This is a genomic window from Streptomyces sp. CLCI03 (assembly GCF_053615355.1).
Genome location: NZ_CM132132.1, coordinates 7,155,459 through 7,170,410 on the forward strand (window position 1 = coordinate 7,155,459; position 14,952 = coordinate 7,170,410).

Annotated in this window: 14 protein-coding genes; 7 read left to right on the forward strand and 7 right to left on the reverse strand. The window is 74.2% G+C overall.

The features are described from left to right. Window positions 1–109 precede the first annotated feature (109 nt). Entirely contained in the window at window positions 110–808 is a 699-nt protein-coding gene (locus tag ACWG52_RS32915; RefSeq protein ID WP_389807103.1) for a TetR/AcrR family transcriptional regulator, read from the forward strand. 168 nt (window positions 809–976) lie between these two features. Continuing rightward, complete coding sequence (locus ACWG52_RS32920) at window positions 977–1,921, forward strand: spherulation-specific family 4 protein (protein ID WP_389807102.1); 945 nt, start codon at window positions 977–979, stop codon at window positions 1,919–1,921. 49 nt (window positions 1,922–1,970) lie between these two features. On the opposite strand, the gene ACWG52_RS32925 is transcribed toward ACWG52_RS32920, so the two are convergent. From ACWG52_RS32925 to ACWG52_RS32935, 3 genes are all read right to left on the reverse strand, one after another. Continuing rightward, complete coding sequence (locus ACWG52_RS32925) at window positions 1,971–2,792, reverse strand: SDR family oxidoreductase (RefSeq protein WP_453126726.1); 822 nt, start codon at window positions 2,790–2,792, stop codon at window positions 1,971–1,973. A 61-nt stretch (window positions 2,793–2,853) separates the two neighbouring features. Beyond that, the gene (locus ACWG52_RS32930) at window positions 2,854–3,105 is read right to left on the reverse strand and encodes a DUF6332 family protein (RefSeq protein ID WP_389807100.1); all 252 of its coding nucleotides are present in this window, start codon (window positions 3,103–3,105) and stop codon (window positions 2,854–2,856) included. A 67-nt stretch (window positions 3,106–3,172) separates the two neighbouring features. After that, complete coding sequence (locus ACWG52_RS32935; RefSeq protein WP_389807099.1) at window positions 3,173–3,916, reverse strand: maleylpyruvate isomerase family mycothiol-dependent enzyme; 744 nt, start codon at window positions 3,914–3,916, stop codon at window positions 3,173–3,175. 39 nt (window positions 3,917–3,955) lie between these two features. Here ACWG52_RS32935 and ACWG52_RS32940 point away from each other — a divergent pair, with 39 nt between their 5' ends. Beyond that, the gene (locus ACWG52_RS32940; RefSeq protein ID WP_389807098.1) at window positions 3,956–4,615 is read left to right on the forward strand and encodes an alpha-ketoglutarate-dependent dioxygenase AlkB family protein; all 660 of its coding nucleotides are present in this window, start codon (window positions 3,956–3,958) and stop codon (window positions 4,613–4,615) included. A 43-nt stretch (window positions 4,616–4,658) separates the two neighbouring features. After that, window positions 4,659–5,927, forward strand: coding sequence for an ROK family protein (locus ACWG52_RS32945; RefSeq protein ID WP_389807097.1), 1,269 nt, complete (start codon window positions 4,659–4,661; stop codon window positions 5,925–5,927). Window positions 5,928–6,035: 108 nt separating this feature from the next. Here the strand turns inward: ACWG52_RS32945 and ACWG52_RS32950 are convergent, their stop codons facing one another. Beyond that, window positions 6,036–6,584: an ATP-binding protein gene (locus ACWG52_RS32950; RefSeq protein ID WP_389807096.1), complete on the reverse strand. Its 549-nt coding sequence runs from the start codon at window positions 6,582–6,584 to the stop codon at window positions 6,036–6,038. Window positions 6,585–6,785: 201 nt separating this feature from the next. On the opposite strand from ACWG52_RS32950, the gene ACWG52_RS32955 reads away from it, so the two are divergent. Further along, window positions 6,786–7,931, forward strand: a complete 1,146-nt coding sequence (locus ACWG52_RS32955) for a PLP-dependent cysteine synthase family protein (RefSeq protein WP_389807095.1) — start codon at window positions 6,786–6,788, stop codon at window positions 7,929–7,931. A 9-nt stretch (window positions 7,932–7,940) separates the two neighbouring features. Here ACWG52_RS32955 and ACWG52_RS32960 read toward each other — a convergent pair whose 3' ends face one another. After that, on the reverse strand, window positions 7,941–8,366 hold the full coding sequence (locus ACWG52_RS32960; protein WP_389807094.1) for a winged helix-turn-helix transcriptional regulator: 426 nt from the start codon (window positions 8,364–8,366) through the stop codon (window positions 7,941–7,943). Between the two features lie 59 nt (window positions 8,367–8,425). Here ACWG52_RS32960 and ACWG52_RS32965 point away from each other — a divergent pair, with 59 nt between their 5' ends. Beyond that, on the forward strand, window positions 8,426–9,298 hold the full coding sequence (locus tag ACWG52_RS32965) for an MBL fold metallo-hydrolase (protein WP_390136139.1): 873 nt from the start codon (window positions 8,426–8,428) through the stop codon (window positions 9,296–9,298). Here ACWG52_RS32965 and ACWG52_RS32970 read toward each other — a convergent pair. After that, window positions 9,270–9,758 (reverse strand): SRPBCC family protein, encoded by a 489-nt coding sequence (locus tag ACWG52_RS32970; protein ID WP_389807092.1) that lies wholly within the window; start codon window positions 9,756–9,758, stop codon window positions 9,270–9,272. The two genes, ACWG52_RS32965 and ACWG52_RS32970, sit on opposite strands and share 29 nt — an antisense overlap. 365 nt (window positions 9,759–10,123) lie before the next feature. On the opposite strand from ACWG52_RS32970, the gene ACWG52_RS32975 reads away from it, so the two are divergent. Further along, window positions 10,124–12,487 (forward strand): hypothetical protein, encoded by a 2,364-nt coding sequence (locus tag ACWG52_RS32975; protein ID WP_389807091.1) that lies wholly within the window; start codon window positions 10,124–10,126, stop codon window positions 12,485–12,487. Here ACWG52_RS32975 and ACWG52_RS32980 read toward each other — a convergent pair. Further along, on the reverse strand, window positions 12,429–14,897 hold the full coding sequence (locus ACWG52_RS32980) for a right-handed parallel beta-helix repeat-containing protein (RefSeq protein ID WP_389807090.1): 2,469 nt from the start codon (window positions 14,895–14,897) through the stop codon (window positions 12,429–12,431). The genes ACWG52_RS32975 and ACWG52_RS32980 overlap by 59 nt on opposite strands. Window positions 14,898–14,952: the final 55 nt, after the last annotated feature.

Below are 14,952 nucleotides of genomic sequence, written 5' to 3' on the forward strand. Positions count from 1 at the left end.
TGAGAGCAGTGTGCACGGATCGATGCACCAAAGCAAGAGCAGTGCTCTCGAATTGGAGCGGCAATCCGTTTCCTGTGCGGTGCTCCGTTCGCGTGGCAGACTGGCCCGCATGAATACCGTGCGAGGGGCCAGGGAACGGGCCCGCATCGAGGTCACCGCCGCCATCAAGGACGAGGCGCGCCGCATGCTCGGCGCCGAGGGAGCCGCCAAACTCTCCCTGCGCGCCGTGGCCCGCGAGCTGGGCATGGTCTCCTCCGCCCTCTACCGGTACTTCCCCAGTCGGGACGAACTGCTCACCGCTCTCATCATCGACGCGTACGACAGCGTCGGCGCGGCCGCCGAGACCGCCGACGCCCACGCCCGCGCCGCCGGGGCCCCGCCCCGCACCCGCTGGATCGCGGTCTGCGAGGCCGTCCGCTCCTGGGCGCTGGAGCACCCGCACGAGTACGCCCTCATCCATGGTTCCCCGGTCCCCGGCTACAGCGCCCCCGTCGACACCGTCGGCCCGGCCTCCCGCGTCGCCAACGCCTTCATCGGCATCCTCCGCGCCGCGTACGAGGGTCCCGGCCTCGCCCTTCCGCCGCTGCCGCCCACCCTGCGCCCCGAGGCCGACCGTATGACCGCCGACTTCGCCGAGGGACTGCCCCCGGCGGTGACCGCCGCGCTCGTCGTCGCCTGGGCCCAGTTGATCGGGCTGGTGTCCTGCGAGCTGTTCGGCCAGTTCAACCGGGTCGTCGAGGACCGTGCCGGCTTCTTCGCGCACGCCGCCGACCAGTTGGCGCACGGGGTCGGACTGCCGGCCGTATGACGGGAGGGCGGGGACCCGGACCGCCGCGCGGATCCGGGAGATTCACATGATGAGGGGATGGCTCGCTCTTCTGTTCCTCATACGAATGCGGGCGGTTCAGCCTTGAACGATGGGCCGCCCGTCTAGTGTTCCTCGGGTCGCCCCCTGCCGCCGCCGGAGGAAACGTTCATGCCTCGCGCCGTGAAGGCCCTGTACGCCGCCCTGGTCACCGCCGTGTTGGCCGTGTCGGCGCCTGCCATCATCGCCGCGGCACGCGACACGCCCCCGTCGGCCGCGCCGGCACCCGACCCGCCCCCGACGCCCCGGACGCCGGGGGTACGAGGCCTGGACATCGCCGTCCCCGCCTACGTCTGGGCGAACGACCCCATGCTGACCGACCTCACCACCACCGCGCCGGCGCCCTCGGTGGTCGTACTGAACCCGGGCAACGGCGACTCCCCCTTCGACGCCCCCTGGCGCTCCCGCGCCGACGCGCTGCGCGCCCGTACCACCTCCACCGGCGAGAAGACCCGGGTGCTCGGCTACGTCCACACCGACCACGGCAACCGCGACATCGCCGCGGCCAAGGCCTCCGTCGACAACTACCTCAGGCCGCCCGACGGCCGCCTCCACGTCGACGGCATCTTCTTCGACGTCGTCGGTCGCGACTGCGGCCCCGCCAACACCACCCGCGACTACTACGCCGAGCTGCGCCGCTACGTCCAGGAGCGGATGGACGCCATCGACCCGACCGTCCCCGACCTCGTCGTCAACAATCCCGGCACCGCCATAGCCGACTGTTACCTCGAACCGGCCCACCGCACCGCGGACATCTTCGTCACCTTCGAGGACACGTACGCCGCGTACACCGGCGCCGGCTGGCTCGGCGGCAACGTCTTCGACCACGCCTCCGGCTACCGCTCCGGCACCGAACTCGACCCGAGCGGCACGGCGTTCTGGCACCTGGTCCACGACGTCCCCGACCCCGAGGCGATGCGCGCCACCCTCCGCACGGCCTTCGAACGGGGTGCGGGCTACGCGTACGCGACCAGCACGGTCATGCCCAACCCGTGGAACGCCGGACCGACATGGAAGTACCGCGCCCAGACCACGTACGCGGCCACCCTCGGCTGAGGGCTGCCCCCGTGTCCAACGGGGCGGCGTGCCGGGGTGGGGGAGTGACTCAACCGCCGTTCGCCCCGCCCAGGCCGCCGTCGCTCCGCAGAAGCCGGCCGTTGATCCAGCCGCCCTCGGTGGAGCAGAGGAACGTGACGAGGTTCGCGCAGTCCTGCGGTGTACCGACGCGCCCCAGGGGAGTGGCGCGGGCCGTGTCCGCCTTCTGCTGCCCGGTCATCCACCCGGTGTCGGTCGGCCCGGGGTCGATCGCGTTGCAGGTCACACCCAGGTGGGCGAGCTCCTGGGCGGCGGCCGGCGTGATCCGGTCCAGGGCGCCCTTGCTCGCCCCGTACGGCAGGTTGCCGGCGGTGTGGTCACTGGTCAGGCTGACGACCCGCCCGCTGCCGTGCCGGCCGCGGAACCGCAGCCCGTACTCCCGGATCAGCAGCCAGCCGGCCCGCGCGTTGACCGCGAAGTGCAGGTCGAAGCTCTCCACCGTGGTGTCGAGCAGGCCCGAATCGACCGACTCGCAATGGCAGAGCACCAGCGCGGTGACGTCGCCCAGCGCCTCCTCGACGCTGTCGAAGAGCCGCGCCGGTACGGCCGGATCGCTCAGGTCCGCCTCGACCGCGTGCGTTCTCGCGCCCAAGGACGTCACCGCGGCCCGCAGTTCCTCGGGCGCACCGGATTCCGCGCCCCAACTCATCCGCGGGTCGTACGGGGTCCAGTAGGTGAAGGCCACGTCCCACCCGGCCCGAGCCAGGTCCAGCACGACGGACGACGCGATCCCCGCCGACCGTCCCGCCCCCGTGACCAAGGCGAGCGGCCGCCCCGCCCCACCCGTGTCCTGCCGACTCCCCGCCCGCGTCTCACCGGTCATGCCCGTCATCCTTACGGTCCGCGCCGGCCCCGGCACCCGAATTTCCGGACGGGTGACGCCGTGCCCGTGGTCAGCGCCCGTCGTTCTCCGGGCGGCGGGCGAATCCCCACAGCACATGGGTGACACGGAGCAGGAAGACCACCCCCGCCACGATCACCCCGGCCACGGCCAAGGTTCGGCGTACCGACGGGGGCAGGGAGAACGCGAGCGCGGGACCGTACACCGCGCCGAAGGCGAGGGCGGCCGCGAAGCAGGCGCTGACCACGGCGTAGCCGATCTCGATGGTGATCGCGTCCCGGTCCGCCTGCGTACGTCGCTCCATACGTGGAGTGTCACAGCGTGCACCGCCCGTCACAAGACCCTCCACGCCGCCCCCGGCCCTCCCACGGTCAGATTCCGGCCGTGTCCGTCCACAGCCGGGCCAGCGTCAGGTCGCCGCTCACCGCCGGACCCGCCAGCGGGATCCGGTTCCACAGCGCCTCGTACAGCCAGGCCGCCTCGCCGATCAGTTCGCAGTCGGCCGGCTCGCCCGTGTCGCCCCGCACCGTCCGGGCCGGCTCCGCCGACAGGTGCACGGTCCACACCGCGCCCGTGTCGGCGGCCCGTACCCGCACCACCTTGGGCTCCGCCGTCCGCACCCGGCTGCGCGGTCGGGCGTGGAAGCCCGTCAGCAGCTCGTCCACCCCGTCCTCCGCGAACCGCGGCTCCACCGTCGAGAACAGCACACCGAGCGCGGCCTCCGCGTCCATCCGGTGCACGGCGGTCTCGTGCGCCTGCCGCCGGGCCCAGAACGCCACCGGCGAGGGCGGCGCCGTCGGCAGGAAGGTCCAGCACTGCACATCGGCCGGCGCCTCGCCCAGCGTCCGCACCAGGTCCGTGTGGCCCTCCCGGAACCAGGCCAGCAGCTCACCGCCGACCAGCTCCGGCGCGTCCGGGAAGCCCATCGGCTCCAGTCGCCGCTCCGCGACGTACGCGGTGGCCCAGCGGTGCACCGAGCCGGTGTGCCGCAGCAGGTCGGTGACGCGCCACCCCGGGCAGGTGGGGACCGCGGCGTCCGTACCGGCGCGTTCGGCCACCTCGGCGAGCAGCTCGCCTTCGCGCGCGAGGGTCTTCACATGTTCGGTGATCTCCATACCGTGAGTCCTATCAGCCCGCCCGCGACAATGGAGAGCATGAACGGGGAACTCTTCCCGCGCGAGCGGACCGTGATCGCCCCCGGCGCGGTGCACGTGCCGGACTGGCTCGGGGCGCGGCGCCAGGGCGAGTTGTTGGCGGCCTGCCGCGAGTGGGCCAGGCCGCCCGCCGGCCTGCGCACCGTACGCACCCCGGGCGGTGGGGTGATGACCGCCCGCCAGGTGTGCCTCGGCCTGCACTGGTACCCGTACGGATACGCGCGCACCGCCGTCGACGGCGACGGGGCACCGGTCAAGCCGATGCCTGCGTGGCTCGCCGAACTGGGGCGGGAGGCGGTGGCCGCCGCGTACGGGACCCCGCCCGGGCCGGAGCCCGGGGCGGCCTACGACATCGCCCTGATCAACTTCTACGCCGGCGACTCCCGCATGGGCATGCACCGCGACGCCGAGGAGCGGTCCACCGCGCCCGTGGTCTCGCTCAGCCTCGGCGACACCTGTGTCTTCCGCTTCGGGAACACCGCCTCCCGCGGGCGCCCGTACCAGGACGTCGAGCTGCGCAGCGGGGACCTCTTCGTCTTCGGGGAGGCGAGCCGACTCGCCTATCACGGGGTACCGAAGGTCCTGCCGGGAACGGGCCCGCGGGAGCTCGGACTGACCGGGCGGCTGAACATCACACTCCGGGTCGGCGGGCTGGGCTGAGCGGCGGCACCCGGCGCCCTCCGATCATGCGAGGATCGATGCCATGAACGGCAACGGGGCCCCGCCGCGGGTGGGGGATGTGACCACGCCGTCCGCGTCCGGTACGGCGGCGCGGACCAGGCTGGAACGGGGTCGCGGCGCGCTCGGGCCGGCGCTGGAGCTCGTCCACACCGGCCGCGCCCCGACCCGCGCCGTCCTGACGGCCGAGCTCGGGGTCACCCGCGCCACCGCCGGAGCGGTCGCCGCCGAGCTGGAGGCCCTCGGGCTGATCCGGGTCGATTCCCGCCCCGGCGGTGCCGGCGGGACCGGCGGAGCCCAGGGCCGCCCCTCGCACCGGCTCTCGGTGGCCGAGGACGGCCCGGTGGCACTGGCCGCCCAGGTGCACTCGGACGGCTTCCGCGCCGCCCTGGTCGGCCTCGGCGGCCGCATCGTGGCCACCGCCCCCGGCAAGGTCACCGTCTCGGCCGATCCGGCGCAGGTGCTGGGCGCGGTCGTGGAGGCGGGCGCGGAGCTGCTCGCTCGGAGCGGCCGCCGCTGCGTCGGCGCGGGCCTCGCGGTCCCCTCGGCCGTCGCGGAACCCGACGGTACGGCGCTCAACCCGCTGCACCTGGCCTGGCCGGCCGGCTCCCCGGTACGGGCCATCTTCGCGGAGTGCGTGAAGGCGGCCGGGATCGACGGCCCGGCCCTGACCGGCAACGACGTCAACCTCGCGGCCCTGGCCGAGCACCGGCACGGCGCGGGGCGCAGCGCCCAGCACCTGCTGTGCGTGGCCACCGGGCACCGCGGGGTCGGCGGCGCGCTGGTGCTGGACGGCCGCCTGCACAGCGGGAGTTCGGGCCTGGCGCTGGAGGTCGGCCACCTCACCGTGAACCCCGAGGGGCGGGCCTGTCATTGCGGCAGCCGCGGTTGCCTGGACGTGGAGGCGGATCCGCTGGCCTTCCTCACCGCGGCGGGCCGCAGCCCCGGCCCCGAGGTGTCGCTGCTCCAGCAGGCCCGCGACCTGCTGCGCGACGAGCCCGCGGAACCGGCGGTACGGGCGGCCACGGAGGAGCTGATCGACCGCCTCGGCCTCGGCCTCGCGGGCCTGGTGAACATCCTCAACCCGGACCGGATCATCCTGGGCGGACTGCACCGGGAGTTGCTGCACGCCGACCCGGATCGGCTGCGCGCGGTGGTCGCGGACCGCAGTCTGTGGGGCCGCAGCGGCGGGGTGCCGATCCTGCCGTGCACCCTGGACCACAACAGCCTGGTCGGCGCGGCGGAGCTGGCGTGGCAGCCGGTGCTCGACGACCCGCTGGGAGCCCTGGCCTAGGCCGGAGCCCTGGCCCGGGCCGGAGCCCTGGCCCGGCGGGTGTCCTCCTCGGGTGTCCACCCCGGACCGCCGGACGGGGGCCGGCCGGGTGTGGTGGCCGGCCGTCGGTCACCCCGGGCGGGCGCCGACCGGCGAGGCCACCGGCAGGCCTGTCGCGACGGCCCCCGGATCGATGGCCAGGAGCACCGAGCGCGCGGGTTCGCGTACGGGCGTGGCCCTGATCGGGACCGGCCGCACCGGTGCCGCCGGGGTCGGGGCAGCCGTGAGCGAGAACCACACCGCCTTGCCGGGGCCGTCGGGCCGCTCGCGCGCCCCCCAGGCCTCGCTCAGCGCCGCCACCAGGGCGAGCCCGCGCCCACAGGTCTCCAGTGCCTCCGCCCGCGTCTCGTGGACGACCGGCAGCCGCGGATCGCTGTCGATGACCGAGACCGTGAGCCGCCCGAGCCGGAGTTCGATCTCCACGGTGCAGGTCTTGTCCGGCTGCGCGTGGCGGTGGACGTTGCTGAGCAGTTCCGTCACGCCGAGCGCAGCCCGGTCTATGAGCGGATCCAGCTCCCAGTGGCGCAGTTGTGCAGAAACGATTCTGCGGATTTGGCCGATCCGCGACGGCAAGGCCTGCAGTTCGACGACGCAGTGCCTGCGGGAATGACTGATCACGGCTGCGACTCCCCGACATGAGTGTTACGGGTGCTGCACCCTCGGTAATGCTCCACCAGGGTCACCCACGGTGCCGCGCAGTGCAACCGAACGCGATCGAAAGGGATGTGCATGGATCCCCAAAGCGAACGTTTGTGCAGGTGGGAGAGGTACATTGCGAAGAAGGGGGGGGCGAAGTTCACCCACGAAGGAGCGCGGCACATGAGCACCACCGGCACCACCAGAACCACCGGTACGACTGCCACGACCGTTGATGTCGATCGCAGCGACGCGGACTACCGGGCCTGGCTGAAGGAGGCCGTCCGCAAGGTCCAGGCCGATGCCAACCGCTCCGCCGACACCCACCTGCTGCGCTTCCCGCTCCCCGAGGCGTGGGGCATCGACCTCTACCTCAAGGACGAGTCCACGCACCCGACGGGCTCCCTCAAGCACCGCCTCGCGCGCTCGCTGTTCCTGTACGCGCTCTGCAACGGCTGGATCCGCCCCGGCCGCCCGGTCATCGAGGCGTCCTCCGGCTCCACCGCCGTCTCCGAGGCGTACTTCGCCAAGCTGATCGGTGTCCCCTTCATCGCCGTCATGCCGCGCACGACCAGCCCGGAGAAGTGCCGCCTCATCGAATTCCACGGCGGTGAATGCCACTTCGTGGACGACCCGATGAAGATGTACGAGGCGTCCGCCGAGCTCGCCGCCCGGACCGGCGGGCACTACATGGACCAGTTCACGTACGCGGAGCGGGCCACCGACTGGCGCGGCAACAACAACATCGCCGAATCGATGTACCAGCAGCTGCGCCTGGAGCGGTACCCCGAGCCCGCCTGGATCGTGGCGACCGCCGGCACCGGCGGCACGTCGGCGACCATCGCGCGCTACGTGCACTACATGCAGCACGACACCCGCGTCTGCGTGCCGGACCCGGAGAACTCCTGCTTCTTCGACGGCTGGACGAACAACGACCCGGACGCGAGCAGCGATTGCGGCTCCCGCATCGAGGGCATCGGCCGGCCGCGGATGGAGCCGAGCTTCGTGCCGGGGGCCATCGACCGGATGATGAAGGTCCCGGACGCGGCGAGCGTCGCCGCCTGTCGGGCGCTGGAGACGGCCATAGGGCGCAAGGCGGGCGGCTCGACCGGCACCGGCCTGTGGAGCGCCCTGAAGATCATCTCGGAGATGGTGGCGGAGGGCCGCACGGGCAGCGTCGTCACCCTGCTGTGCGACCCGGGCGACCGCTACCTGGACAAGTACTACTCCGACGAGTGGCTGGCGGCGCAGCGGCTCGACATCGCCCCGTACGCGAAGACCATCGACACGCTGCTGACGACCGGGATCTGGAGCGAACCGGTCGCCTGAGCGGACGACCTACGGCTGTCCTACGCTGCCCCACTCCCACATGCTGTGCACCACCGGTTCGAGGGCGCGGCCCCGGCCGGTGAGGACGTAGCGGACCCGGGGAGGCCAGCCGGGGGTGCGGTGACGCTCGATGACGCCCACCCGGGTCAACTGGGCCAGCCGGTCAGAGAGGACCTTGTCCGACAGGACGGGCAGGGCCGTGGACAGTTCGGAGTAGGTGGCTTCGCCGCGGCGAAGGAACTCCCGCAGGACCAGTGGCGTCCACCGGCCGCCCAGCGCGCCGAGGGTGATGTCGACCGGACAGTGCGGCTCCCGGGCGGGCGGGACGAGAGCGGTGTCCGGGCAGTCCGCCAGCGGGCCGTCCGCCGGTGGGCCGTCCGTCGGCGGGCCGTCCTGGGCGCCTTCCGGCGCGTGTCCAACCGTTTGGTGAGTCACGGGAGCCCCTCGTAGCGTCCGTCGCGAACAGCCCGCCCGTGTACCTCCAGGGGGTCTTTGTGCGCATCCATCATCTCAACTGCGGTTCGCTCCGTACGATTCCACCGCTCGGATCGGAGCCCGCGCCGGGCGCCGCTCACCGCGCGCCGCCCGCCGTCTGCCACTGCCTGCTCATCGAGACGGACACGGACGGACCGATCCTGGTCGACACCGGGATCGGCACCACCGATCTGCTGCAGCCCGACCGGACGCTGGGCGCGGACTGGGTGGCCTACGCCCAGCCCGTGCTGGACCCGCGGGAGAGCGCGCTGCACCAGGTCGCCCGCCTCGGGTACGAGCCGCGGGACGTGCGGCACATCGTTCTCACCCACCTGCACCGGGATCACACGGGCGGGCTGGCGGACTTCCCCCACGCGCGGGTGCACGTGCACCCCGACGAGTACCGGGCCGTCACCGATCCTTCGGCCGCGCACCACCGGCACAGTGTCGAGCGCTTCATGCCGGCGCACCGGGCGCACGGCCCGCTGCTGTCACCCGCGACCGTCGACGGGCACACGACATGGTTCGGCTTCCCCGGGGTGGCGCGACCGCAGGGGCTGGGATGCGAGTTGCTGCTCGTGCCGTTGCCCGGCCACTCGGCCGGGCACGCGGGGGTCGCGGTGCGCGACGACGACGGCCGGTGGCTGTTGCACGCGGGCGACGCGTACACGTATCACGGGGAGCTCGAACAGACCCCGCCGCTCGCCCACCCGGTCTTCGAACCGGTCCAGCAGGGCGCGCAGACCGATGCCGCGGTACGCACCGCGACCCGCGACCGCCTGCGCGCACTCGTCCGCGAGCACGCCGACGAGGTCACCGTCTTCAGCGCGCACGACCCGTGGGAGTTCGCCCGCCTCGCCGCGGTCACCGGCCCGACGCACGACGGGCGCTGAGGCGCCGGTCCAGGCTGCGCACCGCCGTGCGGAAGGAGTGGCCCAGGCCCGGGCGGGCGGCGGTCAGGCCCAGGCGGAACGGGGTCGGCCCGTCCGCCGCGAAGGTCCAGCGGACGTGCGTGCCGGTACCGGACGGGGTCAGCCGCCATTCCTCCAACAGGGCCCGCACCCCGGGGACGTTGGTGGTGTCGACCCGATAGGCGTACCGCCGCTCGGGATCGGCGGCCATGACGGTCTCCTGGAAGCGCACACCACCCTTCAGTCTGACCTCGCGACCGGCGCCCCCGTGCGTGGGGCGGGCCAGCGTCACGGCCCCGAACCAGTCGGCCCAGCCCGTCACTTCCTCGGCGAGCGCGTGGTAGACGGCCTCGGGCGGTGCCACGGTGTCGGCGGCGAAGACCAGCCGTACCGGCGCGTCCTCGATGAAGTCGAGCCCCACCGGGCGGAGTCGGCGAGCCATGGGCGGTACCCCCTGGGGTGAGGTGCTGAACGGGCGTGCGCGCCACCATAGCCCCGCACCCGCGAGAAGTCCGTAGTGATCTCGCCCGATCCTGAACGATCCCGTCCGACGGCGTTCGACGGTGTCCGACCTCGCCCGATCTCGTCCGACGCCGTCCGATCCGTGTCGATCCCCGCGTGGGACCTGGGCAGCGGCCCCCGCGCGCGGGATGCTGGAGTCGCGCCGATCCCGCCCCGCGAGCGGAGGCCGTTGTGCCCGACCGCCCCCAGCCCGACACCTCCCCACCGGACCCCCGGCCCGGCCCCCTGCCCAACACCCCGCCCGGCATTCCGCCCGACACCCCGCCCGGCACTCGTCCTCCTGCCGTGCCCGCCACGCCCGCCACCCCCCTCGCCCTCGAACTCCTGGTCCACGGAGTCGCCGGCGCCGCCCCCGGTGAGCTGCTCGGCGACCCGCGCACCGTCCGGGTCACCGGCGACTCCACCGCCGCCGTCTTCCGCCGCACCGAGGACGCCGACGCCGAGGCCCACCCCGAGCGGTACGCCGGGCGACCCGTCCCCGAGGCCTACTGCTGGTCCCGGCTCACCTCCGGCAACGGCGCCCGCGCCCTGTGGCTGCTGCTCCTGCCCTTCATGGTGGCCAACCTCGCCCACTGGGCCCGGCCGGCCACGCCCGCCGACCGGCCCGCGCCGCGCGCCGTGCGCACGTACGGGGTCCTCGTACGGATCCTCGCCCTCAGCCTCACCGTGCTGCTGATCGCCGCCGCCTGCGAGGTCGCGCTCGACCTCCTCGCCTGGCAGTGCGCCGGCTCCGGGACCTGCGCCGGCTCCCGGTTCCGCTCCTGGCTCGGCTTCCTCGCGCCCGGCGGCGGCTGGTGGGCCCAGCCAGGGCGCCGCCTCGCCCTCGGGGCCCTGGTCCCCGCCGCGTTGACCGGGCTGCTCTGGTACCTGTCGAACCGCACCTGGAGCGCCTACGAGTCCCAGCCCCCGCCCGCCGGAGCCGCCGACCCGGACACCGCCTCGGACCCCGTGCCCGCCCTCGGGCGCCCCGGCTTCTGGTACGGCCGCCGGCTCGTCGCCCGGCTGCGCGCCGCGCACACCGCCGCCGGGCTGCTCACCGTGGCGGTGGCCGTCTCCGTACCGACCGCCCGCCACGACCGCCGGGCCGGTGCCCCTCTCCTCGCGGCCCTCGGCACGCTCACCCAGGTCCTGCTCGCCGTCGGGGCCGTCGCCGTGGCCTCGGTCGTCTGCCGGCGCGGCCGCACCGAGGCCCGGCCCGACCACCGGCTCGACCGGGCCGCCGTCACCCTGCTGCCGGGCGCCTCGCTCGCGTTGCTCGCCGCCGTCCTCGTGCACGCCTGCTGGTCCCGGCCCGACTGGACCGCCACCGGACGGCTCCCCGGGGACCTGACCTTCGGCGTGCTGATGCTGGGTCAGGGGCTCTGCGTGCTCGCCCTGGCCGCCGTCGCCCGGTACCTGTACCGCAGGGCCCCCGACCCGGCGGCCGCCCTGCGGGGCCTGGGCGGTCCCGCCGTCGCCATGCTCGGCTGCGCGCTCGGCGGGGTGATGTCCGGCGGGGTCGCCCAGCGCGTCGCCGACTGGCTGGACGGGGGAGCCACGCCCGGAATGCGCGGCGCCGCACTGCCCGGGCCGCCCGTGCTGCTGTCCTGGCAGGCCGCCGTGCTGCCCCCGATGCTCCTCGTACTGGCCCTGCTCGCGGCCTGGTTCGCGGCGCGCGGAGGCAGGGCGCGGGGTCGGCTCGCCGCCGCCGTGGCCGCCGAGTACTCGGGGGAGACGCCGGATTTGGACCGCAGCCGCCGGATCGCCGGGGCGCGGACCGCGGCCGCGCTCACGGACTCCGCGCCCTGGTTCGTGGCGGCCGTCTCCGGGATCACCCTGGTGCTCGGTGCGGGCGCGCTGGCCGGGGCCTGGTTCAGCGGGAAGGTTCCGGGCGAGGCGGCCCGCGGGACCCTGCCGCTGCTGGAGGCCGCCGCCCGTGCCGCCCAGGACGCCGGGTCCTGGCTCATCGGCCTGGGCATCGCCGCTTTCGTCGCCTGGGGCCGCCGTGCCTACCGGGACCCCGCCGCCCGCCGGACCATAGGGATCCTGTGGGACGTCGGCACCTTCTGGCCGCGCGCCGCCCACCCCTTCGCACCGCCCTGCTACGCCGAGCGGGCCGTCCCCGACCTGACCTGGCGGATGGCCGGCTGGACCGGTCGCACCGGTGGCCGCCTCGTCATCTCGGGCCACTCCCAGGGCAGCGTGCTCGCCGCGGCGGCCGTCTGGCAGCTACCGCCGGCCGCCCGCCGCCGGGTCGCCCTGCTCACCTACGGATCCCCGCTCGCCCGCCTCTACGGCCGCTGGTTCCCCGCCTACTTCGGCCCCGGGCCGCTCACCGCCCTGCACCGCGAGGTCGATTGTTGGCGCAACCTCTGGCGGGCCACCGACCCCATCGGCGGCCCGGCCCTGCCCGGCGCGGGGCAGGACGTGGACCGCGGGCCGCTCGCCGACCCGCTCGCCTACGGGCGCAGCGCCCGGCATCCGCTGCCCGCCCCGATCCTGGGCCACGGCGACTACCAGGCCGATCCGGCCTTCGCCGCCGAACGCGACGCCCTGCTCGCCCGGTTGGACGCCGCAGCGCGGGCCGACCTGCCGGGTCAGCGGCTCCCGGTCAGCAAGGAGTGGGAAGGGCGGGCAGCGCCGGCAGATCCGCCGGGAACAGCAGGGTGAGCTCGTCCGTGCTGGGCTCCGCGAGCTGGGCCACCCGGCCCGCGTGCCGCTCGACCATCGACTCGAAGGTCTGGCGGGCCGTGCGGCCGTTGCCGAAGGCCGGGCCCTTGGGCAGCTCGGCGAAGTACGTCAGCAACGCCTGCGACGTACCCTCCCCGAGCCGGTACTCGTGCTCCTCCGCCTGCTGCTCCACGATCCGCAGCAGCTCCTCGGGACCGTAGTCCCCGAAGGTGATGGTCCGGGAGAACCGCGAGGCCACTCCCGGATTCACCGTCAGGAAGCGTTCCATCTCCGCCGTGTACCCGGCGACGATCACGACGACCGCGTCGCGGTGGTCCTCCATCAGCTTCACCAGCGTGTCGATCGCCTCGCGCCCGAAGTCCCGGCCCGAGTCCTCCGGCGCCAGCGCGTACGCCTCGTCGATGAACAGCACCCCGCCGCGCGCCCGCTCGAACGCCTCCTGCGTACGGATCGCCGTGGAGCCGATGTGCTCACCGACCAGGTCCACCCGGGACACCTCGACCAGGTGCCCGCGCTCCAGCACCCCGAGCGAGGCCAGGATCTCCCCGTACAGCCGGGCGACCGTGGTCTTGCCCGTGCCGGGGGAGCCGGTGAAGACCAGGTGCCGGCGCACCGAGGCGGCCTTCAGACCCGCCTGCTGCCGCCGCCGGCCCACCTCGATCATGTCCGTGAGCGCCCGCACCTCGCGTTTGACGCTGTCCAGGCCCACCAGCGCGTCGAGCCGGCCCAGCATCTCGACGGAACCCGGCGCGGGAGCGGCCGGAGCGTCCTGCGTCCCGTCCGCGGGCCGTGGCACGGAGGGCGGGGGCGTCGGCGCCGCCGGCGCCACCGGGCCCTGCGTCCCGGTGGCCGTACGGACGCCCGCCCGCGCCTCGGTGACGGCGCCGCCACCCGGGGCGGACCGGTCCGCGAGCCGCGCGCCGGACTCGTCGCCGGTGCACTCCACGACGGTCGGCCCGTCCTCGGCGAACTCGTAGCCCCCGCGGGCGCAACGCTCGGTGTGGCAGCGGGTCAGCGTGGTGCGGCAGCCGTCCATGACGTGGAAGCCGAAGCCGGAACTGCCGGACACCCGGCAGGCCGTGAAGGTGCCCCGGCCGCCCGCCGACACGTAGAAGCCGGCCTCGGCGGGGGAGGTGACCGTGCACCGCTCCAGGGTGGGGTCGGCGCCCTTGGTGACGATCACACCGGTCTGGACGGCGTCGATGGTGCAGCCGGCGAGCGTGCCGCCGCTGCCGTGGTCGCGGAACCAGGCCCCGGTCGCCGCCTCCCGGATCCGGCAGTCGTCGAGCTGGGCGGTGGCCCCGTCGCTCACGGAGACGGCGGTGTTGCGCACCTGGGACAGATCGCTGTCGACGACGTCGACACGCGAGCCGCGGTCGAGCACGAACAGCGCGTCCGGTACGTCGTGCACCCGGCAGGAGTCGAGGGAGACCGTGGCCCCGTCACTGATCCACACGGCGGGATAGTCCCCCGTGCTGTCGTGGATCTCGCAGGACTCGGCGTCCACCCGGGTGCCGGGGTCCCACACGGACAGGCCGTTGCGGCCGAAACGGCGCACGGTGGTGCGGCTGAGGGTGAGGACCGAACGGGACCGCAGATCGACCGCGTTCTCCGGAATGTCGTGGATGTCGCAGCCGGTCAGGGTGAGCACCGCGTCGGTGTCGAGCGTGACCCCGTCGGCCGAGGTGCGGTGCACCGAGCAGTCCGTGAGCCGGGCCGTGGCGCGCGCGGCGATCTGCACCCCGGCACCCTTGACCTCGTACACTTCGCAGCCCAGGGCCTCCAGCCCCGAGCCCTCCCCGGTGATCCCGATGCCCGCGCCCGTGGCGTGGTGGATGCGGCAGCGCTCCAGCCGGGGCCGGCCGCCGCCACGCACCGAGACGCCGTTCTGCCCGGCGGCCACGACCTCGCACTCCTCGAACACCCCGGCGCCGCCGTCCAGGACGGCGATGCCGACACCGGCCGGATTCTCCACGGTGCACCGTCGCACCAGCGGTCGGGCTCCGGAGCCGCGTACCTCGATGCCGGCGGCGGAATGGGTACTCACCCGCAGGTCGGTGAGCTCGGGGCAGCCGTCCTCCACCAGCAGCGCGGGCGCCGCCCGGTCCTGGCCCTCCAGGTACAGGTCCTGCACGACGGCCGAGGCGCGCACGGTCAGCGCGACCCCGTCGACCGGGGCGATCCGCACCGACCCCGTACCGCCCTCGGGTCCGCGCAGGGTGACGGCATGGTCCAGGACCAGGTTCTCGCGGTAGGTGCCGGGGGCGACGGTCAGTACGTCCCCGTCTCCCGCGACGGCGAGCGCGGCGGTCAGCGTCGGATACTCACCGGAGCGGCGCCGCCACCGCGAGGTCCCGCTGTGCGTCACCTGGACCGTGCCCTGAACCATGGTGCTGTCGTGCCCCCACCCTCGTACTCGCGCTGCCGATACGACCGATGCCACT

Bases quoted from the DNA above. Each gene is read 5' to 3' on its own strand.
- ACWG52_RS32920 (WP_389807102.1), top strand. From the start codon at position 977: ATGCCTCGCGCCGTGAAGGCCCTGTACGCCGCCCTGGTCACCGCCGTG.
- ACWG52_RS32970 (WP_389807092.1), bottom strand. From the start codon at position 9,758: ATGGCTCGCCGACTCCGCCCGGTGGGGCTCGACTTCATCGAGGACGCG.
- ACWG52_RS32915 (WP_389807103.1), top strand. From the start codon at position 110: ATGAATACCGTGCGAGGGGCCAGGGAACGGGCCCGCATCGAGGTCACC.
- ACWG52_RS32935 (WP_389807099.1), bottom strand. From the start codon at position 3,916: ATGGAGATCACCGAACATGTGAAGACCCTCGCGCGCGAAGGCGAGCTG.
- ACWG52_RS32925 (WP_453126726.1), bottom strand. From the start codon at position 2,792: ATGACGGGCATGACCGGTGAGACGCGGGCGGGGAGTCGGCAGGACACG.
- ACWG52_RS32930 (WP_389807100.1), bottom strand. From the start codon at position 3,105: ATGGAGCGACGTACGCAGGCGGACCGGGACGCGATCACCATCGAGATC.
- ACWG52_RS32945 (WP_389807097.1), top strand. From the start codon at position 4,659: ATGAACGGCAACGGGGCCCCGCCGCGGGTGGGGGATGTGACCACGCCG.
- ACWG52_RS32940 (WP_389807098.1), top strand. From the start codon at position 3,956: ATGAACGGGGAACTCTTCCCGCGCGAGCGGACCGTGATCGCCCCCGGC.
- ACWG52_RS32955 (WP_389807095.1), top strand. From the start codon at position 6,786: ATGAGCACCACCGGCACCACCAGAACCACCGGTACGACTGCCACGACC.
- ACWG52_RS32980 (WP_389807090.1), bottom strand. From the start codon at position 14,897: ATGGTTCAGGGCACGGTCCAGGTGACGCACAGCGGGACCTCGCGGTGG.